Genomic DNA, 23,101 nt, shown 5'->3' with positions numbered 1-23,101 from the left:
ACGGGCATGCGAGGATTCGCCCATGGCGATGACAGCACAGGTCAAGGCTGAGCTCGCCTCCACCCCGATCACCAAGACCTGCTGCCGCAAGGCGGAGGTCGCCTCGCTGCTCCGGTTCGCCGGTGGGCTGCACATCGTGAGCGGCAAGATCGTGGTCGAGGCGGAGCTCGACACGGGCGCCGCTGCCCGCCGCCTGCGCAAGGACATCGCCGAGGTCTACGGGCACGAGTCCGACGTCGTCGTGGTCCAGGGCAACGGCCTGCGCAAGGGGACCCGCTACGTCGTCCGTGTGGTCAAGGACGGCGAGGCGCTGGCCCGGCAGACGGGCCTGCTCGACGGCCGCGGCCGACCGGTGCGCGGGCTGCCGCCCGCGGTCGTCTCCGGCGGCGGGTGTGACGCCGTCGCGGCCTGGCGGGGAGCCTTCCTCGCTCACGGGTCTCTCACCGAGCCCGGCCGCTCCTCGTCGATGGAGGTCACCTGCCCCGGCCCCGAGGCGGCGCTCGCCCTCGTCGGCGTCGCGCGCCGGCTCGGCATCCAGAGCAAGGCTCGCGAGGTGCGCGGCGTCGACCGCGTGGTGATCCGTGACGGCGACGCGATCGGTGCGCTGCTGACCCGGCTCGGCGCGCACGAGTCGTTGATGGCGTGGGAGGAACGGCGGATGCGCCGCGAGGTGCGCGCCACCGCCAACCGGCTCGCCAACTTCGACGACGCCAACCTGCGCCGCTCGGCCCGAGCCGCGGTCGCCGCCGGCGCTCGCGTCGAGCGCGCGCTGGAGATCCTCGGAGACGAGGTCCCCGACCACCTGCGGATGGCCGGCAGCCTCCGGCTCGAGCACAAGCAGGCCTCCCTGGAGGAGCTCGGTCAGCTGCACGACCCGGTGCTCACCAAGGACGCCATCGCCGGTCGTATCCGCCGGCTGCTGGCGATGGCCGACAAGCGCGCCGAGGAGCTCGGCATCCCCGACACCGAGGCCTCGCTGACGCCCGAGATGCTGGCCGACGAGGCCTGAGCCTCACTCGTCGCCGAGCGCGACGCCGGTTACCCGTACGTACGGCGGACGCGCGATGCAGCGCCCCTGAGGCAGGCGATAGGGTCGAAATCGACCGGTCCACGAAGGTCGCCACCGCGGCCCGCCGGCCCCAGAACAAGGAACCCTGACCAGGGGAACCAACCCAGAACCGAGGAGTAGTCACCGTGACTGTTCGTGTTGGTATCAACGGCTTCGGCCGGATCGGCCGCAACTTCTTCCGGGCCGTCCAGGCCTCCGGCGCCGACGTCGAGATCGTCGCCGCCAACGACCTGATGGACAACGCGTCCATCGCCCACCTGTTGAAGTACGACTCGGTGCTGGGTGTGATGGCCGGCGAGGTCTCCTCCGACGAGGAGTCGATCACCGTCGACGGCAAGCGCATCCGCGTCTTCGAGGAGCGCGACCCAGCCGCCATCGCCTGGGGCGACACCGGCGCCGACATCGTCATCGAGTCGACCGGCATCTTCACCGACGCCACGAAGGCGCACGCGCACATCGACGGCGGCGCCAAGAAGGTCATCATCTCGGCGCCGGCGAAGAACGAGGACGGCACCTTCGTGATGGGGGTCAACCACCACGACTACGACCCGGCCAGCCACCACGTGATCTCGAACGCGTCCTGCACGACCAACTGCCTGGCGCCGATGGCCAAGCCGCTGCACGACGAGCTGGGCATCGTCAAGGGCCTGATGACCACGATCCACGCCTACACCTCCGACCAGAACCTCCTCGACGGCCCGCACCGCGACATGCGCCGGGCGCGCGCCGCCGCGCTGTCGATCATCCCGACCTCGACCGGCGCCGCGAAGGCGATCGGCCTGGTCATGCCCGACCTCAAGGGCAAGCTCGACGGCTATGCGCTGCGGGTGCCGACGCCGACCGGCTCGGCCACCGACCTCACCTTCGAGGCGGGTCGTGAGACCTCGGTCGACGAGGTCAACGCGATCATCAAGGCCGCGGCGGAGTCCGGGCCGCTGTCCGGCTTCCTCTCCTACACCGAGGACCCGATCGTCTCGGCCGACATCGTCACCGACCCGTCGTCGTGCATCTTCGACGCGGGGCTGACCAAGGTGATCGGCAACCAGGTCAAGGTCGTCGGCTGGTACGACAACGAGTGGGGCTACTCCAACCGGTTGATCGACCTGACGCTGCACGTCGGCGCCTCCCTCTGAGCGAAGGAGCAGACCCGTGTCGGACCTCGGTTCGCTGGGTGACGTCCGCGGGAAGCGGGTGCTGGTCCGCTCGGACCTCAACGTCCCCCTCGACGGCACCACCATCACCGACGACGGGCGGATCCGGGCGAGCATCCCGACCATCCGGGAGCTGGCCGAGGCCGGCGCCCGGGTGGTCGTGACCGCTCACCTCGGCCGTCCGAAGGGCGCGCCCGACCCGGCGTACTCCCTGGAGCCGGTCGCGGCCCGCCTCGGCGAGCTGCTCGGCCAGCCGGTCGCGTTCGCCACCGACACGGTGGGCGAGAGCGCCCGCCAGGCCGTGGCCGGCCTGGCCGACGGCCAGGTGGCGGTGCTGGAGAACGTCCGCTTCAACGAGGGCGAGACCAGCAAGGACGACGCCGTCCGCGGCGCGTTCGCCGACCAGCTCGCGGCGTTGGCCGACGCGTTCGTCTCCGACGGCTTCGGGGTGGTGCACCGCAAGCAGGCCTCGGTCTACGACGTCGCGCTCCGGCTGCCGTCGGCGATGGGCGGGCTGGTCGCCAAGGAGATCGGCGTGCTGCGCCGGCTCACCGTCGACCCGGCGCGGCCCTACGTCGTGGTGCTCGGCGGTTCGAAGGTCTCCGACAAGCTCGGGGTGATCGACAACCTGCTCGGCAAGGCCGACCGGCTGCTCATCGGCGGCGGGATGGTGTTCACCTTCCTGGCCGCCCAGGGGCACGAGGTCGGCCAGAGCCTGCTCGAGGAGGACCAGCTCGACACCTGCCGGTCCTATCTGCAGCGGGCGGCCGACACCGGGGTGGACATCCTGCTGCCGACCGACATCGTCGTCGACACCGCCTTCCCGTCGGGTGACCGCGAGCCGGAGCCCCGAGTGGTGCCGGCCGACGCGATCCCGGCCGACTCGCTCGGTCTCGACATCGGCCCCGAGTCGGGGCGGGCCTTCGCTGCCGCCCTGTCCGACGCTCAGACGGTGTTCTGGAACGGCCCGATGGGCGTGTTCGAGGTGGCGGCGTTCGCCGAGGGCACCCGTGCCGTCGCCGAGGCGCTGACCACCGTGCCCGGGCTCTCCGTCGTGGGCGGTGGCGACTCCGCGGCGGCGGTGCGCAAGCTCGGCTTCGACGAGGCGGCGTTCGGCCACATCTCCACCGGCGGCGGCGCCAGCCTGGAGTTCCTGGAGGGCAAGGAGCTCCCCGGGATCGCCGTCCTCGAGCGCGACGCCTGACCCGCAGCGACACCTCCGCGCTCCCACCGAAAGGAACCCATGACCGGCTCCCGCACCCCGCTGATGGCGGGCAACTGGAAGATGAACCTCAACCACCAGGAAGCGGTGGTGCTCGTCCAGAAGCTCGCCTGGACGCTGTCGGACAAGAAGCATGACTATGCCGCCGTCGAGGTGGTCGTGGTGCCGCCTTTCACCGACCTGCGGTCGGTGCAGACGCTCGTCGACGGAGACCGTCTGTCGGTCAAGTACGGCGCCCAGGACGTCTCGGTCCACGAGAGCGGCGCCTACACCGGCGAGATCTCCGCCGGGATGCTGGCCAAGCTGGGCTGCTCCTACGCCGTGGTCGGGCACAGCGAGCGGAGGGAGTACCACGCCGAGTCCGACGAGACCGTCAACGCCAAGGCGCATGCCGCACTGGCAGCCGGGATGACCCCGATCGTCTGTGTCGGCGAGGGCCTCGACATCCGCCAGGCCGGCGAGCACGTGCCCTACACCCTGGCCCAGGTCGACGGCTCGCTGGCCGGCTTCTCGGCCGAGCAGCTGGCCGACCTGGTCGTGGCCTACGAGCCGGTCTGGGCGATCGGCACCGGCGAGGTCGCCACCCCCGACGACGCCCAGGAGGTGTGCGCCGCGATCCGAGAGCGGATCCGCGAGACCCACGGCGACGCCGCGGCCGACGGTCTGCGCATCCTCTACGGCGGGTCGGTGAAGGCCGCCAACGTCGCCGGCATCATGGAGAAGGCCGACGTGGACGGCTGTCTCGTGGGTGGGGCGAGCCTGCAGGCCGACGAGTTCGGCGGGATCTGCAGGTTTTACGACATGCCGATCCTGTGATCCGGCGGACGTGACGTAGGCTTTCTCCCCGTGACACTTGTCCTGACGATCGTTCTCATGATCACCAGCGCGTTGCTCATCGTGATGGTGCTTCTGCACAAGGGCCGCGGGGGAGGCCTCTCGGACATGTTCGGCGGTGGCGTCTCCAGCTCCCTGGGTGGCTCGTCCGTCGCCGAGCGCAACCTCGACCGGTTGACGGTCGGGCTTGGCGTGGTGTGGTTCGCGTGCGTGGTCGCGCTCGGACTGCTCTACGCCTACCAGTGAGCCCGGCACGCCGCCGGACCCGCTGATCCGAAGAACCTCTGGAAAGGAAGCTCGCGTTGGCAGGTGGAGGAAACGCGATTCGCGGCAGCCGGGTGGGGGCCGGCCCGATGGGCGAGGCCGAGCGCGGTGAGGCCGCGCCTCGGCAGGCGGTCGCCTACTTCTGTGCCCACCAGCACCGCTCGGTGGTGACGTTCGCCGTCGAGGCACAGGTGCCGGAGTCCTGGGACTGTCCGAAGTGCGGGCTGCCCGCGTCGCTGGACGAGGAGAACCCTCCTCCGCCGCCGCGCATCGAGCCCTACAAGACGCACCTGGCCTACGTGAAGGAGCGCCGCTCCGATGCGGAGGCCAAGGACATCCTCGACGAGGCGCTGCAGCTGCTGCGCAGCCGTCGCAAGTCGGGCGACATCATCTTCTGAGGTCACCCACCGGGCAGGCCGCTCGCGGCCGACCGGTCGACGTACCACACGGTCTCGTCGCGTCCGTGCACGCGCGCGGCCGGGAGCCGGTCGTCGCGGTCGGGGTCGGTGAGCGTCTCCGCCTGCTCGTACGCCGTCGCGACGGCGTCGGCCTTCTCGGCACCCGCCACGACGAACCACACCCGGCGGGACCGGTTGAGTGCCGGCATCGTCAGCGAGATCCGCTCCGGCGGCGGCTTCGGTGACCCGGTGACGCCCACCGCGATCCCGTCGCTGCGCAGCTGCGGGAACCCCGGGAAGAGCGAGGCCACGTGTCCGTCGGGCCCGACGCCGAGCATCACCACGTCGAACTCACCCGACCCGACCTCACGGACCTGACGGGCATAGGCCTCGGCTCCGGCGTGCACGTCCATGGCCCCGAGGATCGAGGCCATCTCATGGACGTGCGAGCCCGGCACCCCGACCACGTCGACGAAGTCGGCGCGAGCCTCGTGGGCGTTGCGGTCGGGGCTGCTCGGCTCCACGAACCGCTCATCACCCCACCACACGTGCACCCGCTGCCAGTCCACCCCCGACTCCGGGCCGAGTCGGCCGAGCTCGCGGTGGATGGTCACGGCGATGGTGCCGCCGGTGAGCGCCACGTGGGCCTCGCCGCCGTCGGCCTGGGCCTCGACGAGCACCTCGAGCAGGTCGTGAGCCACCTGAGCGGCCAGTGCCGGGCCGTCGTCGAAGCGTCGCACCTCGCTCACCGTCGCGCCCCCTGCTTCTTGCGCTCCAGGGCCACCAGCCGCTTGGCGGTGCGGGCGTAGACGTCGTCCTCGTCGAGGCGGCGCAGCTCCTCGGCGAGCAGGTCGGGAAGGTCCCGCCGCTTGAGCGCGACCGGTCGGTCGGGCTGGCCGGGTGAGGCGAAGGTGGCGAGCTTGCCGTCGGTGCGGGTGATCCGGACCGGGCCGTCGGCGGTCTCGAGCACCACCTCGGTGATGCCCGGCCCCTTCGACGAGCGCCGGGCCACCGACACCTTGAGCCGGTCGCTCAGCCAGGCGCTCAGCAGATCGGCGCTCGGGCTGACCCGCTCGGCGGTGACGCCGGCTCCGGTGACCTTGGCCGGGTGCTGGTCCAGCGCCGCTGCCAGCAGGGCGCGCCAGGGAGTGAGCCGGGTCCAGGCCAGGTCGGTGTTGCCGGGGGCGTAGGCGGTGCACTGGGCGAGGATCGCCTTGGTCTTGCCGCGGGTGACGAAGGCGGCGTCGGTGATCCGCCGCTGAGCCAGCGCGCCCAGCGGGTCGCCGGCCGGGTCGGGAGGGTGGTCGGCGGGCCACCACGCCGCGACGGGGGAGTCGGGGAGCAGCAGCGGCAGGACGACGGACTCCGGATGATGCACCACCGGCCCGGAGAGCCGGATCAGCGCCGTCTCGCCGGTCCAGCCGGCACCCACGCCCACCTGGGCGTGGACATGGGCCCGGCCGCGCGCGGAGCCCAGGATGACGCCCAGCACCCGCGCGGGGTGCTCGTGGGACGCCCGCTGCGCGGCCGCCATCGCGTCGGCCGCACGATCCTCGTCGACCACGATCACCAGGGTCATCACCATCCCCATCGCGGGGCTGCCGGCGTGGATGCGCTGGCGGACGAACTCGGCCGCGATCTCCGCGGCGTCGGTGTCGAGCAGCTCTCTCACGGTCGCCTCCAGGTCCGGCCGTCACGGGCCAGCATCGCGTCGGCCGAGGCCGGGCCCCAGGTGCCCGACGGGTAGGCCTCGGGCTTCCCCTTGCGTTGCCAGTAGTCGAGGACCGGGTCGAGGATCTGCCAGGAGAGCTCGACCTCCTCGTGGCGCGGGAACAGCGGCGGGTCGCCGAGCAGCACGTCGAGGATCAGCCGCTCGTAGGCCTCCGGAGACGACTCGGTGAACGAGCCGCCGTAGGCGAAGTCCATGCTCACGTCGCGGATCTCCATGGCGGTGCCGGGCACCTTCGACCCGAACCGCAGCGTGAGCCCCTCGTCGGGCTGGACCCGGATCACCAGGGCGTTCTGGGTGAGCTCCTCGGTGGCCGAGGCCGCGAACGGCAGGTGCGGCGCACGCTTGAAGACCACCGCCACCTCGGTGACCCGCCGGCCGAGCCGCTTGCCGGTGCGGAGGTAGAACGGCACCCCGGCCCAGCGCCGGTTGTCGATCTCGAGGGTGATGGCGGCGTAGGTCTCGGTCGTGGAGCGGGGCGAGATGCCCTCCTCCTCGCAGTAGCCGGGCACCTCGATGCCGCCCGCCCAGCCCGGGGCGTACTGGCCGCGGGCCGTCGTCAGGTCGAGGCGACGGGGGAGCCGCACCGACGAGAGGACCTTGATCTTCTCCTGCCGCAGCATCTCGGCGTCGAACGACGTGGGCTCCTCCATCGCGACCAGCGCCATCAGCTGCATCAGGTGGTTCTGGATGACGTCGCGGGCCGCCCCGACGCCGTCGTAGTAGCCGGCGCGCCCGCCGATGCCGATGTCCTCGGCCATGGTGATCTGCACGTGGTCGACGTACTTCGCGTTCCACAGCGGCTCGAACAGCTCGTTGGCGAAGCGCATGGCCAGGATGTTCTGGACCGTCTCCTTGCCGAGGTAGTGGTCGATCCGGAAGATCGAGCCGTTGGGGAAGACCCGGTGCAGCGTGTCGTTGAGCTCGCGCGCCGACTCCAGGTCGTGGCCGAACGGCTTCTCCACGACGACCCGCCGCCAGGGCCGACCGGGCGCCTCGGCGTCGCCGTGCTCGGGGGGAGCCGCGAGCCCGTGCTCCTTGAGCTGCTCGATCACCTCGCCGAAGAACTTCGGCGGGATCGACAGGTAGAACGCGTGGTTGCCGCCGGTGCCGCGGACCTCGTCGAGCTCCTCGATGGTGCGTCGCAGCCGGTCGAAGGCGACGTCGTCGGCGAAGTCGCCCGGCACGAAGCGGAGGCCCTCGGACAGCTGGTCCCAGACCTCCTCGCGGAACTCGGTGCGGGCGTGCTCGCGCACCGAGTCGTGCACGATCTGCGCGAAGTCCTGGTCGGCCCAGTCGCGTCGGGCGAACCCCACCAACGAGAAGCCGGGCGGCAGGAGACCACGGTTGGCGAGGTCGTAGATCGCCGGCATCACCTTCTTGCGGGAGAGGTCACCGGTCACCCCGAACAACACCATCCCGCACGGACCGGCGATCTGGGGGAGCCGTCGGTCCTGCGGGTCGCGCAGCGGGTTGGTGCCGGCCGCGCCGGTCATGCGCGGTGCCGACGGTAGTAGCTCACCAGGGCCTTCGTGGAGGGGTCCTGCTCCGCGAGCGTGGCCTCGTCGCCGGCGACGGCCGGGGTCAGCTGCTGGGCGAGCTGCTTGCCCAGCTCGACGCCCCACTGGTCGAAGCTGTCGATGCCCCAGACGATGCCCTGGGTGAAGGTCAGGTGCTCGTAGAGAGCGATCAGCTGACCCAGCACCGAGGGGGTGAGCGCGGGGGCCATGATCGAGGTGGTCGGTCGGTTGCCGGGGAAGACGCGGGCCGGCACGATCGCCTCGTCGGTGCCCTCGGCGCGGACCTCCTCGGCGGTCTTGCCGAAGGCCAGTGCCTTGGTCTGGGCGAAGAAGTTGGCCAGGAACAGCTCGTGGACGTCGGTGTCGCCGTCCCGCAGGGGGTACGCCGGCTCCGCGACCGCGATGAAGTCGGCCGGGACCAGCCGGGTCCCCTGGTGGATGAGCTGGTAGAACGCGTGCTGCCCGTTGGTGCCGGGCTCGCCCCAGAAGACCTCGCCGGTGCCGCTGGTGACCGGGGAGCCGTCCCACCGCACCCGCTTGCCGTTGGACTCCATCGTCAGCTGCTGGAGGTAGGCGGGGAAGCGGTGGAGCAGCTGGGCATAGGGAAGCACCGCGTGGGTGTCGGCGCCGAGGAAGTCGGAGTACCAGACGTTGAGCAGGCCCATCAGCGCCGGCACGTTGCCGGCCAGCTCGGTGTGGTGGAAGTGCTCGTCCATGGCGTGCATGCCGGCGAGGAGGTCGGCGAAGTGGGCGGGCCCGATGGCGACGGCCAGCGAGGTGCCGATCGCGGAGTCGACGGAGTAGCGTCCGCCCACCCAGTCCCAGAACCCGAAGGCGTTGCCCGGGTCGATCCCGAAGGCCTCGACCTTGTCGAGCGCGGTGGAGACGGCGACGAAGTGCCGTGCGACGGCGCGCAGCCGGGCCTCGTCGGAGTCCTCGATCGCGTCGGCGCGCTGCAGGTGCTCCCAGAGCCAGGCGCGGGCCAGGCGGGCGTTGGTCAGGGTCTCCAGGGTGGTGAACGTCTTGCTGGCGACGATGAACAGCGTCGTCTCGGGATCGAGGCCGGCGACCTTCTGCGCGAGGTCGGTCGGGTCGATGTTGCTCACGAACCGGCACTCCAGGCCGTCCTGGACATAGGGCTCGAGCGCCTCGTAGGCCATCACCGGCCCGAGGTCGGAGCCGCCGATGCCGATGTTGACGACGGTGCTGATCGGTCGGCCGGTGATGCCCGTCCAGGCTCCCGACCGCACCTGCTCGGCGAAGGCGTAGACCCGGTCGAGCACCTCGTGGACCTCGGGGACCACGTCGTGCCCGTCGACCTCGACGACCGTCCCCCGGGGTGCGCGGAGCGCGGTGTGGAGCACCGCGCGGCCCTCCGTGACGTTGATCCGCTCGCCGCGGAACATGGCCTCGCGGCGCTCGACCAACCCGACCTCGTCGGCGAGCGCCAGCAGCGCGGCGAGCACCTCGTCGTCGAGCAGGTTCTTGGACAGGTCGACGTGCAGGTCGGCGGCGGTGAAGGTGAGCCGGTCGACCCGCCCCGGGTCGTCGGCGAACCAGGCACGCAGGTCGGGCCGGAAGTCCTCCGCCAGCTCGCCCAGGCGGTGCCAGGCCGCGGTGGCGGTGGCGTCGACGGGAGGGGTCACGAGGCGGCGCCTTCGAGGCTGGCTCGCACGGTGGCCAGCAGGTCCTGCCAGGAGGCCACGAACTTGTCCACCCCCTCGCGGATCAGCACCGCGATCACGTCGTCGTAGTCGATGCCGGCCGTGGCCAGCGCCTCGAGGTGGGCGGCAGCGTCGGCGTAGTGGGGGCGCACCTGGTCGCCCCGGAACTCCCCGTGGTCGGCGACGGCGTGCAGCGTCTTCTCCGGCATGGTGTTGACGGTGGTGTCGACGGCCAGGTCGATGACGTACATGGTGTCGTCGTAGTCGGGGTTCTTCACTCCCGTCGACGCCCACAGCGGCCGCTGGGTGCGGCCGCCGGCGGCGGCCAGCGACTCCCAGCGCTCACCGGAGAAGAACCGCTCGTAGGCCTGGTAGGCGAGCCGCGCGTTGGCGATGCCGGCCTTGCCGCGCAGCGCGGGGTCGGCACCGGACGCCTCGAGCCGCTGGTCGATCTCGGTGTCCACCCGCGAGACGAAGAACGACGCCACCGAGTGCACCGTCGACAGGTCGACGCCGCGGTCGCGAGCCAGCTCGAGACCGGCGACGTAGGCCTCCATGACGTGGGCGTACTGGTCGAGCCCGAAGATCAGCGTCACGTTGACGCAGATGCCGTCCCCGAGGGCCTGGGTGATCGCCGGCCAGCCCTCCGGGGTGCCGGGGATCTTGATGTAGGCGTTGGGGCGGTCGACGGCGGCCCAGAGCTCCCGGGCCGAGGCGAGCGTGCCCTCGGTGTCGTGGGCGAGGTCGGGGGCCACCTCGATCGACACCCGCCCGTCGACGCCGTCGGTGGCCTCCCAGACCGGCCGCAGCAGGTCGCAGGCGTCGCGGACGTCGGTCGTGGTCAGCGCGAACACCGTCGCGTCGACGTCGGCGCCCTGCGCCGCCAGCTCGCGCACCTGGGCGTCGTAGCGCTCCCCGTCGCTCAGCGCCCCCTGGAAGATCGTCGGGTTCGTGGTCACGCCGACCACGGAGCTGTTCTTGACCAGGTCGGCCAGGTTGCCGGTCTCGAGCCGCTCCCGCGACAGGTCGTCGAGCCAGATGGACACGCCCTCGTCGGAGAGCTGCTTCAGTACGTCGGCCATGGATGCTCCTTGCGGTCGGGATGGGCCGGTCGTCAGGCCCCGGCGGCGGCGATGCTCTCGCGGGCGGCCTTGGCCACCGCCTGGGCGGTGAGACCGAACTCGTCGTAGAGGGTCTGGTAGTCGGCGGAGGCGCCGAAATGCTCGAGCGAGACGCAGCGACCGGCGTCGCCGACCACCTCGCGCCAGCCTTGGGCCACCCCGGCCTCGACACTGACCCGGGCCCGCACCGAGGGGGGCAGCACCTTGTCGCGATAGCTGCGCGGCTGGGCGTCGAACCACTCCCGGCACGGCATCGAGACGACCCGGGCCGCCATGCCGCGACGCCACAGCAGCGAGCGGGCCTCGACGGCGAGCTGCACCTCGGAGCCGGTGGCCACCAGGATCACGTCGGGGGCGCCGCCGTCGGCCTCGAGCAGCACGTAGCCGCCGCGCGCCGCGCCGCGCGCCGAGGCGAAGCCGTCCTTGCCGTGCGGCCACATCGGGACGTTCTGCCGGGTGAGCGCGAGCCCGGCGGGCCGGTCGGTGTGCTCGAGGATGGTGCGCCAGCAGACGGCCGTCTCGGCGGCGTCGGCGGGTCGGACCACATCGAGGCCGGGGATCGCCCGCAGCGCGGCGAGGTGCTCGACCGGCTGGTGGGTCGGGCCGTCCTCGCCGAGCCCGATGGAGTCGTGGGTCCAGACGTAGGTGACGGGCAGTCCCATCAGGGCGGCCAGCCGGACCGAGGGGCGCATGTAGTCGGAGAAGACCAGGAACGTGCCGCCGAAGACACGGGTGCCCCCGGACAGTGCGATGCCGTTCATCATCGCGCCCATGGCGTGCTCGCGGATGCCGAAGTGCAGCACCCGGCCGTAGGGGTCACCCGACCAGCTGGAGGTCTGCCACTGGTCGGGCGTGACCGACGCCGCCTCCTCGAGGGTGGTGTTGTTGGACTCGGCGAGGTCGGCGGAGCCGCCCCAGAGCTCGGGCAGCTCGCCCACGATCGCGTTGAGGACGGCCCCCGAGGCCTTGCGGGTCGACATCCCCTTCGGGTCGGGCTTGAACGTCGGCAACGCGGAGGTCCAGCCGTCGGGGAGGCTCAGGTCGCTCAGCCTCGAGTGCAGGGCCGCGGCGTCGGGGTGGGCCTTGGCCCACTTCGTGAAGTCGGCGTTCCAGGAGCGGTGGAGCTCCTTGCCGCGCGCCTTGAGCTTGCGCGTGTGGGTGATCACGTCGCGGGCCACGGCGAAGGACCGCTTGGGGTCGAGCCCGAGGACCTTCTTGGTGGCGGCCACCTCGTCGGCGCCGAGTGCCGAGCCGTGCGAGGCGCCGGTGTTCTGGGCGTGGGGGGCGGGCCAGGCGATGATCGTGTGCAGCACGATCAGGCTGGGCTTGTCGGTGACCGCCTTGGCCTGCTGGATCGCGTCCCACAGGGCGGGGATGTCCTCGTGGTAGTCCTGACCCTTGGTGACGTCGCGGGTGAACCGGACGTGCTGGACGTGCCAGCCGTAGGCCTGGAAACGGCGACCGACGTCCTCGGTGAACGCGATGTTGGTGTCGCCCTCGATGGAGATCCGGTTGAGGTCGTAGACCATCACCAGGTTGCCGAGCTGCTGGTGGCCGGCGTAGGACGCGGCCTCGGCGCTGACGCCCTCCTCGAGGTCGCCGTCGCTGCAGATGGCGTAGACGTGGTGGTCGAACACGCTGCGGCCGGGGCGGGCCTTGGCGTCGTACATGCCCCGCTTGCGGCGCGCGGCGAGCGCCATGCCGACGGCGTTGGCGACGCCCTGGCCGAGCGGCCCCGTGGTCGTCTCCACGCCCTTGGTGTGTCCGTGCTCGGGGTGGCCGGGGGTGAGGGAGCCCCAGGTGCGCAGCGCCTTCAGGTCAGCCAGCTCGAGCCCGAAGCCACCGAGGTAGAGCTGGGTGTAGAGCGTGATCGAGGAGTGGCCCGCGGACAGCACGAACCGGTCGCGGCCCTCCCAGGTGGGGTCGGCCGGGTCGTGGCGCATCACCTTCTGGAACAGCAGGTAGGCCGCCGGGGCCAGGCTCATCGCGGTGCCCGGGTGACCGTTGCCGACCTTCTGGACCGCATCCATCGCGAGCGCCCGGGCCGTGTCGACGGCGCGGTCGTCGAGCGCGGTCCACTGCAGGCGAGGGGTCCTGGTGACGGTCTTGGTGGCGGGGGGAGGGGTCACGTGCGGCCTCTTCGGTGAGCGTCGGTCACGGGTCATGACGAGCCTACTCAGGCCTGGCGATAGACTCGACCACTGTCCCAGGGGGCCGCCCGTCAGGGCTGCGACAGGCTCTCTCGTCCCCGCTCGAACGAGGTACCCGTGACCCACGTCGGCCATTCGCGTGCCGAGGCCGCGGCGACCGGCGGGGACGAGCCGGTCGCCGGCTCACGCGCGGGGGTGCGCGACGTCATCGCGGCCTACGTCGGGCTGACGAAACCGCGGGTGATCGAGCTGTTGCTGCTCACCACCGTGCCGGTCATGTTCTTCGCCGCCGAGGGGATCCCGCGGCTGGGCCTGGTGATCGCGACCGTGGTCGGCGGGACGCTGTCGGCGGGGTCGGCCAACGCGTTGAACTGCGTCTACGACCGCGACATCGACGAGCAGATGCGTCGCACCCGACGCCGGGCGCTGCCCCGGCACATCGTGTCCCCCGGGGCTGCGATGGCCTTCGGAGTCGCGCTCGGTGTGCTGGCCACGGCCATCCTCGCGATCTGGGTCAACTGGCTCTCCGCGGGGCTGGCGCTGCTCGCCGAGGCGTTCTACCTGTTCGTCTACACCATGCTGCTGAAGCGGCGGACCACCCAGAACATCGTGTGGGGCGGGCTGGCCGGCTGCTTCCCGGCGCTGATCGGCTGGACCGCGGTCACGGGCGAGCTGGCCTGGCCGCCGGTCGTGCTGTTCCTCGTGGTCTTCCTGTGGACCCCGCCGCACACCTGGGCGCTGGCGCTTCGCTACCGCGAGGACTACGCCGGCGTGGACGTCCCGATGCTGCCGGCGGTGGCGCCGGCGCGCGAGGTGGGCCGGCAGGTCGTGCTCTACACCTGGGCCACCGTGGTGATGTCGCTGCTGCTCTGGCCGGTCGGCGGCACCGGTTGGCTCTACCCGGTCGTCGCGGTGGTGCTCGGCGCCGTGATGCTGGTCGAGGCACACGGCCTGTGGCGGCGGGCGCGCGGCTCCGACGAGCTCTCCGTGATCCAGCCGATGCGGCTGTTCCACGTGTCCAACCTCTACCTCGCGCTGCTCTTCGTGGGTGTCGCGGTCGACCCGCTGCTGCGCTGACCGCAGCCGACCGGCGGCCTCCCGCAGAAAAACTTCGGCCAGGAGGCAACCGAACCCGACCCGGGCGCGTCTGACCTAGTGACGACGGCGAGCCTGGTCACGGGGGTGCAGGCAGCCGTCGTCACTCACGTTCGGGGGTCGGGAGCGCCTGCACGGGGCGCTCCCGGGTCTCGATCAGCGCCTGGGTCAGCACCGCGATGAGCACCGCGGCGCCCAGCATGTGCAGCCCGACGAGCAGCTCCGGCAGGTCGGTGAAGTACTGCACGAAGCCCACCACGCCCTGCGCGAGCTCCACCACGAGGACGACCAGCGCCACCCGAGTCGCGGCGGTGGCCGCGGGCTGCCCGCGCAGCACCAGCCAGAGGCCGACGCTCAGGCCCAGCAGCAGGAAGACCAGGTCGGCGTGCAGCTGGCTCACCTGGAGAGGGTCGAGCCCGTTGCGCGGCGCGTCGGCGTCGCCGGCGTGCGGTCCCGACCCGGTGACGACGGTGCCGACGTAGAGCACCGCCCAGCCCGCGGCGTACGTCGTCCAGGCCAGCAGGGTCGCGCTGTCGGCCGCGGGCGGGACCGAGGGGTGGTCGATGCGGCGCAGCAGCAGCACGGCCAGCGCGATGATGGCCAGCGAGCACATCAGGTGCAGGGACACCACCCAGGGGTTGAGGTCGGTGAGCACCGTGACCCCGCCGATCACGGCCTGGGCCGGGATGCCGAGCGCCAGCACGACGGAGAGGATCGTCAGGTCGCGGCGGCCGGAGCGGAGCGCCGCCACGAAGGTGCCGACGGCGATCACCACCAGCACGAAGGTCAGCGTCCGGTTGCCGAACTCGATGGCGGAGTGGATGTCCATGGCGCCGTGCGGGGTGAAGGACTCGTCGGTGCAGCGCGGCCAGGTGGGGCAGCCGAGCCCGGAGCCGGTGAGCCGCACCGCGCCCCCGGTGACGACGAGGCCGACGTTGGCCACCAGGGTGGCCCAGCCCCACCGGCGCATCCAGGTCGTGTCGGTCACTCCCATCGGCTCACTCCCACCGGAAGGTCCTCGTGGTGGCGACGGTGGCCACGGCACCCCAGGCGACGAGCACCAGCAGCTCGCGGCCGGGGAACGCCCCGTCGAGCAGCGCCGCCCGCATCCCGTCGCCGAGGGCGGCCGACGGGAGCCAGGCGACCAGCCCCGACGCGGCGCCGTACGACGAGCTGGGCAGCACCACGCCGCCGGCGGCGAGCAGCAGCAGGTAGACGAGGTTGGCGGCGGCGAGCGTCGCCTCGGCCCGGAGGGTGCCGGCCAGCAGCAGCCCGAGGGCGGCGAAGGCGAACGTGCCGGCCACGGCGACCAGGATGGCGGCCGGGACGGCCGCGGCGGCCGGGCGCCAGCCGAGCGACAGCGCGACCCCGCCGATGACGACCGCCTGCACCACCTCGACCAGCACCAGGGCGCCGACCTTGCCGAGCAGCAGCCCGGACCGGGGGAGCGGCGAGGCCCCGAGCCGCTTCAGCACGCCGTAGCGGCGCTCGAAGCCGGTCATGATCGCCAGCGAGGTGAACGACGACGAGAGCACCGCCAGCGCCAGCACACCCGGCGTGAACTCGTCGACCGCGGAGTGGGAGAGGTCGAGCCCGATCCGCTCCGCGCCCAGCACCGCACCCACCAGCACCAGCACCGGGATGACCAGCGCGAGCAGCAGCTGCTCACCGTTGCGGAGCAGCAGCCGCGCCTCCATGGACGCCTGGGCGAGCACCTGGCGGGCCAACGGCGCCGCGCCCGGCCGGGGAGTGAACGTGCTCACCGACGCTCCCGCGGGGTCAGGTCGAGGAAGACGTCCTCGAGGCTGCGCGCGCCGCCGTCGGTGAGCTCGGCCGGGCTGCCGGACCCGACCAGGCGGCCCCGGTCGACGATGTGGACGTGGTCGGCGAGCCGCTCGGCCTCCTCCATGTGGTGGCTGGTGAGCACCACGGTCACGCCGTCGGTGCGGAGATCCTCGAGCAGCTCCCAGGTGGCGCGTCGCGCGTGCGGGTCCATGCCGGCGGTCGGCTCGTCGACGAAGACCAGCTCGGGGCGGCCGATCACGGCCATGGCCAGGCCGAGCCGTTGCTGCTGCCCGCCCGACAGCCGGCGGTACGGCGTCCGGCCGCAGTCCTGCAGGCCGAGCCGCTCCACGAGGAGACCGACGTCGAGGGGGTGCGCGTGCAGCCGGGCCAGGTGACGCAGCATCTCCTCGACGCGGGCCGCCCCCCAGGCGCCGCCCTGCTGCAGCATCACGCCCAGACGCGGCGCGAGCTCCCGGTGGTCCCGGTGCGGGTCCAGGCCGAGGACCCGGACGCTGCCCCGCTGAGGCCGCCGGTAGCCCTCGCAGGTCTCGAGCGTGGTGGTCTTGCCGGCGCCGTTGGGACCCAGCACGGCGGTGATGGTGTGTCGGGCCACCTCGAGGCTGAGGCCGTCGACCGCGGTGGTGGTGCCGTAGCGCATCACCAGGTCATCGACGACGACCGCCGGGTCGGCGGGGGAGGCAGGCACACCGCCAGTCTAGGAAGTGCCGGCGCAGAGATCGCCGAGAGGTCAGGCGGGCACGTGATGGTCGGGCGTCAGCGTCTCGCGGAGCACGGTGAGGACCTGCGCCGGGTCGCTCTCGGGGTTCACGAAGGCCAGTCGCAGCACCGGTCGTCCGTGCCACTGGGTCGGGACGCACAGCATCACCCCGGCCTTGGCGAGGTCGTCGGACCACTGCCGGTAGTCCTCCGAGGTCCAGCCGGGCCGCTCGAAGAGCATCACGGTGAGCTCGGGGGCCTTGAGCAGGCGGAGGTGCGAGGTGGCCTCGATGCCGTCGGCCACCTCACGGGCGATGGCGACGGTGCGGTCCACCGCGGCGGCGTACCGGTCGGTGCCGTGGGTGGCCAGGCTGAACCAGAAGGAGAGCCCGCGCACTCGGCGGGAGAGGTGGATCGCCAGGTCGGCGGGGTTGGCCGCGTCGCGGTCGACCTTGTCGAGGTAGCTGGCGTGCTGGGCGTGCGCCGCCGTGGCGGTGCTGCCGTGGTGGTAGACGAGGGCACAGCAGTCATAGGGCGCGAACAGCCACTTGTGCGGGTCGACGATGAAGCTGTCGGCCCGCTCGATCCCGGCGTACTGCGGCCGCAGCGTGGGGGAGACCAGCCCGGCCCCGCCGTAGGCGCCGTCGACATGCAGCCAGATCCGGTGCTCGTCGCAGAAGTCGGCGACCCCGTGGAGGTCGTCGATGACGCCGGCGTTGGTCGTGCCGGCCGAGGCCACCACGGCGAACAGCCTGCTGGTGTCGGTCACCACCTCGCGGAGCGCGGCGCCGGTGAGGTGCCCCTCGTCGTCCTCGGGGACGTCGATCACCTCGACGTCCAGGATGCGGGCCGCGGCGGCGATGGAGGAGTGCGCGCCGGCGGAGCAGGCGACCTGCCACCCCTCGGCGGGCCGGGAGCCCCGGGCGGTGAGCGCGCGGTGGCGGGCGGCCGCCAGCGCCGAGAGGTTGCCGGTGGTGCCTCCGGAGACGAAGCAGCCCATCGCCTCCGGGCCCCAGCCCAGCAGGTCGGCGATCCACCGCAGCGCCTGGTTCTCCGCCCAGATGGCGCCCGCGCCCGCCTCCCAGAGCCCGCCGAAGATGTTGGCGCTGGAGGTGACCAGGTCGAACGCGATGGCGGCCCGGGTGGGGGCCGCGGGGATGTAGGCCAGGTTCATCGGGTCGTCCTGGGCCCGGGTGGCCGGCTCCAGGATCTCGGTGAACACCTGGAGCGCGGCCTCGGCGCCGATGCCCTCGGGGGTGATGGTGGCGCCGGCCGCGGCGGCGAGGTCGGCGGCGGGGCGGGCCGTGGCCTTGGGGTTCGAGGGACGGACCACCCGGTGGATGGCCCATCGGACGGCGGCGTCGACCGCTTCGTGCTCGTCGCCCCAGACGGTGGCGACGCGGCGCGGTGCTGACTCGAGCATCGTTCTCCTCTCAGATCTCGGGTGCCTCGTCGCGTGGGACGCGGGACTGTCGTGGGGGCTGGTCGGCGAAGACCGCTGGCGGCTCGCGCCACGGGTCCGGCAGGGTGCCCACCCGGGCCTGCTGGATCGCGGTCCAGACGGTGTGCGGCGTCAGCGGCATGTCGAGGTGGCGGACGCCGAGGTGCGACAGCGCGTCGACGACCGCGTTGTGAACGGCGGGCGTGGCCCCCACGGTGGCGGACTCGCCGATGCCCTTGGCCCCCAGCGGGTTGCGCGGCGTCGGCGTCTCGATGGTGGTGGCCTCGAGCTGGATCACGTCGGCGGCGGTCGGCATCGTGTAGTCGCCGAGCGTGGAGGTGAGCGGGTTGCCCTGGTCGTCGTAGACGAAGCCCTCCCAGAGTGCCTGTGAGAGGCCCTGGATCGCGCCTCCGTGCTGCTGGCCGGCCACGATCATCGGGTTGAGGATGCGCCCGGCGTCGTCGACGGCCACGTGCCTGACCGGGGTCACGAAGCCGGTCTCGGTGTCGACCTCGACCACGCTCAGGTGGGCGCCGAACGGGAAGGTCGCGCCCTCCAGCTGGATGTCGAGGTCGACCTCGAGCGGCTCACCGTGCTCGAGGGCCCGGGCGGCCAGGTCGGCCCAGCTGACGTGGGCGCCCGGGACGCCGCTCACCGCGAAGCCGTCGTCGCCGAGGGTGAGGTCGTCGGCGTTGGCCTCCAGCAGCTCGGCCGCCAGCGCCAGGCCGCGGTCGTAGGCCTCGTCGGCGGCGGCCTTCACCGCGCTGCCGCCCATCTGGAGCGAGCGGGAGCCGCCGGTGCCCCCGCCGCTGCGCACGGTGGCAGTGTCGGACTGTTCGTAGGTGATCTTGTCGAGCGGGATGCCGAGCCGGTCCGCGACGATCATCGAGAACGACGTGGCGTGCCCCTGCCCGTGGGCGGAGGTGCCGGCGCGGACCGTGGCCGAGCCGTCGTCGTGGACGTGGACGGCGCCGAACTCGGTGCCACCGAAGCCGGTGACCTCGACGTAGGTGGACAGGCCGAGGCCGAGCTGGCGCACCTCGCCCGCGTCGCGTCGCCGCCGCTGCTCCGCGCGCAGCGCCTCGAGGTCGGCCAGCCGGATCACCTCGTCGAGTGCCCGCTGGTAGTCGCCGTTGTCGTAGTCGGCGCCGGTGGGCGTGCGATAGGGGAACTCCTCGGGCGTCAGCAGGTTGCGGCGCCGGATCTCCTCGGGAGCGATCCCGATCTGGGTCGCGGCGAGGTCGAGGAGCCGCTCCAGCAGCGCGGCGGCCTCGGGACGACCGGCGCCGCGGAACGCGCCGTTGGGGACCGTGTTGGTAAGCACCGCGATGCCGTCGTAGCGGAGCTGGGGGATGCGGTAGGGCCCGGTCGCCATCAGGTACGTCGGCCCCAGGGCGAGGCCGCCGCCGAAGCCGGCGTACGCCCCGGTGTTGCCGGCCACCCGGAGCCGGAGCCCGAAGATGCGGCCGTCGGCGTCGAGTCCCAGCTCTGCCCAGTGCACCTGGTCGCGGCCGTGCATCGAGAGCAGGGCCTCGCTCCTGGTCTCCCACCAGAGCACCGGGCGGCCGGTGCGCTGGGCCGCGAGGACGATGATGCCGTGCTCGGCGGCCATCGCCGCCTTGCCGCCGAAGCCGCCGCCGACGTGGGGGGCGACCAGCCGGACCTGGTCCTTCTCGAGCCCGAGCAGGCGTGCGGACATGTCGCGGGCGCCGTGCGGGTGCTGGGTCGACAGCTGGATCGTGAACGGCTCGGCGGTGGGGTCCGCCAGCACGGCGTGACCCTCGATGGGGTTGGTCGCGATCCGCTGGTTGGTCATGGTGAGCCGGACGACGTGGGTGGCGCCGGCCAACGGGTCGCTGTCGTCGCCGTCTCGTTGCCCGCGCGCGACGTTGGTGCCGTGGTCGGGGAACTGCAGCGGCGCGTCGTCTGCCAGGGCGCTGGTGAGGTCGGCCGCCACCGGCAGGGGGTCGTAGTCGACGTCGACCAGCTCGGCCGCGTCGACCGCCTGGGCCCTGGTCTCGGCGACGACGACCGCCACGGGCTCGCCGACGAACCGGACCCGGTCGGCGCTCAGCAGCGGGCGGGTCAGGCTGGGGTTGGCGGACGCGAAGCTGGGCGCCGCGATCCCCTCGACGTCCGCGCCGGTGAGCACCGCGACCACCCCGGGCGCCTGCTGCGCCTCGGTGGTGTCGATGCCGGTGATGAGGGCGTGCGCGAAGGGGCTGCGGACCAGCACCGCGTGGGTGGTGTCCGGCGTCGCCAGGTTGGCGACGTAGGTGCCCCGGCCGGTGATCAGCTCGGGGTCCTCCACCCGGCGTACGGCGGTGCCGAGGATCGAGCCGGGGCGGAAGCCCGCCGGGGTATCCAGCGTGTCCGACATGAGTGATGCTCCTCGTGCAGCGGTGGCTGGTGGTGTGGCGCTGGGGAAGGGCTCGCCGTGGGTGCGCGCCTCGGCCCTCGCGGGCGCCCCCGGGTGCGGAGCGGCCCGGACCGACACTAGCCCTGGTGGCCAGCGTGGCGTCGTCGCGGCGGGCTCCCGGCCCTTCAGGAGTGAACCGACGTCCGAGTCGGGCTGGTCCTCCGGCGCCGCGTAGTCCTTGATGGTGTCCCGGCGGGTCGACCTCAGCGAACAGTCTGGTCATGGGCAGCGATGGTTGGCGTAAGTCGCGCCTCAAGACCATGGGCCCAACTGCTCGACGGGCGGGATGGACCAACCGTGGATCCGACTGCTGTGACCACGGGGCCGGTACCCGGGTCTCGCCGAACCCGAGTCGCGAGGTCCGGTGGTGTCGGCAACGCTCGAAAATGAGGCCGATGCGACGCTCGAAAACGAGGCCACTGGTTCGTAGGTGCTTAGTTTGCCGTGTCTTGGGTCTTGATGCTGGGCAGGGTGTCGATCCCGCGGTTTCGTAGCCGGTAGCTGGCGCCCTTGAGGGTGAGGACGTCGGCGTGGTGGACGACGCGGTCGATCATTGCGGCGGCGACGGCTTGGTCCCCGAAGACGCCGCCCCAGCCGCTGAACGGCAGGTTCGATGTGAGGATGAGCGAGGCGTGCTCGTAGCGGCTGGACACGAGTTGGAAGAAGAGGTTGGCGGCGTCTTGCTCGAAGGGTAGGTAGCCGACCTCGTCGACGATGATCAGGCCGTAGCGGCGAAGCCTGGTGAGCTCGTTCGGGAGCCGTCCGGCGCGGTGGGCATCGGTGAGTCGGGTGACCCATTCGGTGGCGGTCGCGAACAGGACTCGGTGGCCGTGGTGGGCTGCCGCGATCCCGAGTCCGGTGGCCAGGTGGGTCTTGCCGGTGCCCGGCGGGCCGAGGAGCACGACGTTGCGTGCCTCGGTCAGGAAGCCGCCCGACGCGAGCGATGCGACCTGCTGCCGGACGGCGGGTTGGGCGTTCCAGTCGAACTCCTCGAGCGTCTTCCGGGCTGCGAATCCAGCGGCGCGGATCCGCAGCTGGGCGCCGGATGCGTTCCTGGCGGCGACCTCACGGTCCAGGACCGCGGCGAGGTACTCCTCGTGGGTCCACCGGAATCGCGGGCATGATCTGCCAACCGGCCTGCGGCTTCGGTGATCCGTGGTGCCTTCAACGCCGACGCCAGATAGGTCAGCTGCTTGAGCGTCTCGCCGGCTTCGTTCTTCTTCGTGGCCATCAGGCAACCTCGCCGTCCGCAGCGGGGGCACTCAGGCCGCCATCGATGAGCCCGAAGGCGCGGTCGTAGTCGGCCAGGTCCCGGGTCAGGTCGTCAGGTGCATCGGCTGTCGGCCGCGGCTGCTGGAACTGTTCGCGCAACACCTTGGCCGTAGCCACGTGAGCGGGATCGGTGATCGTCATGCCGCGTGCCCAGACCCGATCATGTGCAGCGACGAGGCGACCTTCGTGGCGGACCTCGACCCGTGCCAGGTCGGCGTGGACGTCAACGAACCGGCCGATCACCGCGGGGTCGACGGAGTAGTCGTTGCTGTCGACGCGCACGTAGTAGTCGCGGCCCAGCCGGACTCGGTTGACCCACCCGACCGCCGGTGGCACCGGCGGCAACGGCAGCATCGCCGCACGATCGGCATCGAGCAGATCGACCGGTCGGGCCTTGATCGTGCGCACCACCCGGCCGTTCGCCTTGGTCAGCCAGTCGGTGAACTGGGTGTCGAAGTCGGCCGGGGACGCGAAGTCGCGGCCGGGCATGAAGGACGTCTCGAAATAGCCGTTCCTGCGTTCGACGACGCCCTTGGACTCGGGGTCGTTCGGCTTGAGCCGCTGCAGCGTGGTGGCCAGGGTGCCGGTGAACGCACCCACCCCTTCGGCATGGCGCTTGCCGCGTCCGATGCCGGTCTCGTTGTCCCAAATCAACCGCCGCGGGACCCGTCCGAGCAGCTGCAGCAGCATCCACATCCCCAGCAGCAGATCGACGGTCGTCCGAGTCGGGAGCATCCGCCCCAGGATGAACCGCGAGTGCGCCGCAGTGATCACCAGCACCGGCAACAGCGTCTTGCTGCCGTCCTCGAGCGGGATCTTCTTCGGCGGGAACCACAGGTCGCACTGCGCGGCGTCACCGGGCAGCCAGATCAACCGATCCGACGGATCGACCGGATTGTGGTCAGGGCGCAGCCGTCGGACGTTGTCGCGGAACCAGGTGATCGACCCGGTCCAGCCGACCCGCTCGGCGATCACCGTGGCCGGCATGTCCGGCGTCGTGGCCAGCAGCTGTCGCACCGCTGGCTCGAACGGTGTGAACGACGTCAAGACCGCTGGCCGCTCATACTTTGGCGGTCGATCCGACGCCAACGCCCGCTCCACCGTCGACCGTCCGATGCCGAGGTCCCGCGCGACCTGACGCTGCGGAACACCGTCCGCCACCAGCCGCCGGATCAGAGCCCAATCCTCCACAGAGATCACCCATCCAATCTGTCTGGGTGGCCTCGTTTTCGACCGTCGCTATGGCCTCG

Annotated in this window: 20 protein-coding genes; 7 read left to right on the top strand and 13 right to left on the bottom strand. The window is 71.9% G+C overall.

Annotation, left to right across the window (positions count from 1 at the left end; genetic code table 11):
- The first annotated feature begins 22 nt into the window (after positions 1-22).
- From whiA to R2740_RS15935, 6 genes are all read left to right on the top strand, one after another.
- A complete protein-coding gene (gene whiA / locus R2740_RS15960) occupies positions 23-1,009 on the top strand; it encodes a DNA-binding protein WhiA (RefSeq protein WP_371303683.1) in 987 nt (328 codons plus the stop codon).
- A gap of 185 nt (positions 1,010-1,194) precedes the next feature.
- Entirely contained in the window at positions 1,195-2,202 is a 1,008-nt protein-coding gene (gene gap, locus R2740_RS15955; protein ID WP_371303682.1) for a type I glyceraldehyde-3-phosphate dehydrogenase, read from the top strand.
- Positions 2,203-2,218: 16 nt separating this feature from the next.
- Positions 2,219-3,424 carry a phosphoglycerate kinase gene (gene pgk / locus R2740_RS15950; protein ID WP_371303681.1) on the top strand — a complete coding sequence of 402 codons (1,206 nt, stop codon included), beginning with the start codon at positions 2,219-2,221 and terminating at the stop codon, positions 3,422-3,424.
- A 39-nt stretch (positions 3,425-3,463) separates the two neighbouring features.
- Positions 3,464-4,258 (top strand): triose-phosphate isomerase, encoded by a 795-nt coding sequence (tpiA, locus tag R2740_RS15945; RefSeq protein ID WP_371303680.1) that lies wholly within the window; start codon positions 3,464-3,466, stop codon positions 4,256-4,258.
- Between the two features lie 30 nt (positions 4,259-4,288).
- The gene (secG, locus tag R2740_RS15940) at positions 4,289-4,522 is read left to right on the top strand and encodes a preprotein translocase subunit SecG (RefSeq protein WP_371303679.1); all 234 of its coding nucleotides are present in this window, start codon (positions 4,289-4,291) and stop codon (positions 4,520-4,522) included.
- A gap of 56 nt (positions 4,523-4,578) precedes the next feature.
- Positions 4,579-4,938: an RNA polymerase-binding protein RbpA gene (locus R2740_RS15935; RefSeq protein ID WP_371303678.1), complete on the top strand. Its 360-nt coding sequence runs from the start codon at positions 4,579-4,581 to the stop codon at positions 4,936-4,938.
- A gap of 2 nt (positions 4,939-4,940) precedes the next feature.
- Here the strand turns inward: R2740_RS15935 and pgl are convergent, their stop codons facing one another.
- From pgl to tkt, 6 genes are read right to left on the bottom strand one after another with little or no spacing between them, the layout of a single operon-like run.
- Positions 4,941-5,687 (bottom strand): 6-phosphogluconolactonase, encoded by a 747-nt coding sequence (pgl, locus tag R2740_RS15930; protein WP_371303677.1) that lies wholly within the window; start codon positions 5,685-5,687, stop codon positions 4,941-4,943.
- Entirely contained in the window at positions 5,684-6,610 is a 927-nt protein-coding gene (locus tag R2740_RS15925) for a glucose-6-phosphate dehydrogenase assembly protein OpcA (protein ID WP_371303676.1), read from the bottom strand. Before R2740_RS15925 ends, pgl begins: the two co-directional genes overlap by 4 nt.
- Positions 6,607-8,163, bottom strand: coding sequence for a glucose-6-phosphate dehydrogenase (gene zwf, locus R2740_RS15920; protein WP_371303675.1), 1,557 nt, complete (start codon positions 8,161-8,163; stop codon positions 6,607-6,609). Before zwf ends, R2740_RS15925 begins: the two co-directional genes overlap by 4 nt.
- The gene (gene pgi / locus R2740_RS15915; RefSeq protein WP_371303674.1) at positions 8,160-9,833 is read right to left on the bottom strand and encodes a glucose-6-phosphate isomerase; all 1,674 of its coding nucleotides are present in this window, start codon (positions 9,831-9,833) and stop codon (positions 8,160-8,162) included. The genes zwf and pgi overlap by 4 nt, the downstream gene beginning before the upstream one ends.
- Positions 9,830-10,933: a transaldolase gene (gene tal, locus R2740_RS15910; protein ID WP_371303673.1), complete on the bottom strand. Its 1,104-nt coding sequence runs from the start codon at positions 10,931-10,933 to the stop codon at positions 9,830-9,832. The genes pgi and tal overlap by 4 nt, the downstream gene beginning before the upstream one ends.
- A 32-nt stretch (positions 10,934-10,965) precedes the next feature.
- Positions 10,966-13,002 (bottom strand): transketolase, encoded by a 2,037-nt coding sequence (gene tkt, locus R2740_RS15905; RefSeq protein WP_371303771.1) that lies wholly within the window; start codon positions 13,000-13,002, stop codon positions 10,966-10,968.
- Between the two features lie 237 nt (positions 13,003-13,239).
- Between tkt and R2740_RS15900 the strand changes: the two genes are divergently transcribed.
- Positions 13,240-14,199, top strand: coding sequence for a heme o synthase (locus R2740_RS15900; protein WP_371303672.1), 960 nt, complete (start codon positions 13,240-13,242; stop codon positions 14,197-14,199).
- Positions 14,200-14,320: 121 nt separating this feature from the next.
- Here the strand turns inward: R2740_RS15900 and R2740_RS15895 are convergent, their stop codons facing one another.
- From R2740_RS15895 to istA, 7 genes are all read right to left on the bottom strand, one after another.
- The gene (locus R2740_RS15895) at positions 14,321-15,211 is read right to left on the bottom strand and encodes a heme A synthase (protein ID WP_371303671.1); all 891 of its coding nucleotides are present in this window, start codon (positions 15,209-15,211) and stop codon (positions 14,321-14,323) included.
- Between the two features lie 4 nt (positions 15,212-15,215).
- Entirely contained in the window at positions 15,216-15,980 is a 765-nt protein-coding gene (locus tag R2740_RS15890; protein WP_371303670.1) for an ABC transporter permease, read from the bottom strand.
- Positions 15,977-16,708: an ABC transporter ATP-binding protein gene (locus R2740_RS15885; protein WP_371303669.1), complete on the bottom strand. Its 732-nt coding sequence runs from the start codon at positions 16,706-16,708 to the stop codon at positions 15,977-15,979. The genes R2740_RS15890 and R2740_RS15885 overlap by 4 nt, the downstream gene beginning before the upstream one ends.
- 42 nt (positions 16,709-16,750) lie before the next feature.
- Positions 16,751-18,142, bottom strand: coding sequence for an aspartate aminotransferase family protein (locus R2740_RS15880; RefSeq protein WP_371303668.1), 1,392 nt, complete (start codon positions 18,140-18,142; stop codon positions 16,751-16,753).
- Positions 18,143-18,152: 10 nt separating this feature from the next.
- Entirely contained in the window at positions 18,153-20,540 is a 2,388-nt protein-coding gene (locus R2740_RS15875; protein ID WP_371303667.1) for a xanthine dehydrogenase family protein molybdopterin-binding subunit, read from the bottom strand.
- Positions 20,541-21,013: 473 nt separating this feature from the next.
- Positions 21,014-21,817, bottom strand: a complete 804-nt coding sequence (gene istB / locus R2740_RS15870) for an IS21-like element helper ATPase IstB (RefSeq protein WP_371303666.1) — start codon at positions 21,815-21,817, stop codon at positions 21,014-21,016.
- A complete protein-coding gene (gene istA, locus R2740_RS15865) occupies positions 21,810-23,051 on the bottom strand; it encodes an IS21 family transposase (RefSeq protein WP_371303665.1) in 1,242 nt (413 codons plus the stop codon). The genes istB and istA overlap by 8 nt, the downstream gene beginning before the upstream one ends.
- Between the last annotated feature and the right edge of the window lie 50 nt (positions 23,052-23,101).

This window comes from Nocardioides sp., from assembly GCF_041393715.1.
Lineage (GTDB): Bacteria > Actinomycetota > Actinomycetes > Propionibacteriales > Nocardioidaceae > Nocardioides.
Note: the sequence above shows the minus strand (reverse complement) of the source record. Positions and strands in the feature narration are given on the sequence as shown.

Bases quoted from the DNA above. Each gene is read 5' to 3' on its own strand.
- whiA (WP_371303683.1), top strand. From the start codon at position 23: ATGGCGATGACAGCACAGGTCAAGGCTGAGCTCGCCTCCACCCCGATC.
- tpiA (WP_371303680.1), top strand. From the start codon at position 3,464: ATGACCGGCTCCCGCACCCCGCTGATGGCGGGCAACTGGAAGATGAAC.
- zwf (WP_371303675.1), bottom strand. From the start codon at position 8,163: ATGACCGGCGCGGCCGGCACCAACCCGCTGCGCGACCCGCAGGACCGA.
- tal (WP_371303673.1), bottom strand. From the start codon at position 10,933: ATGGCCGACGTACTGAAGCAGCTCTCCGACGAGGGCGTGTCCATCTGG.
- tkt (WP_371303771.1), bottom strand. From the start codon at position 13,002: ATGGATGCGGTCCAGAAGGTCGGCAACGGTCACCCGGGCACCGCGATG.
- R2740_RS15895 (WP_371303671.1), bottom strand. From the start codon at position 15,211: ATGGGAGTGACCGACACGACCTGGATGCGCCGGTGGGGCTGGGCCACC.
- R2740_RS15880 (WP_371303668.1), bottom strand. From the start codon at position 18,142: ATGCTCGAGTCAGCACCGCGCCGCGTCGCCACCGTCTGGGGCGACGAG.
- R2740_RS15875 (WP_371303667.1), bottom strand. From the start codon at position 20,540: ATGTCGGACACGCTGGATACCCCGGCGGGCTTCCGCCCCGGCTCGATC.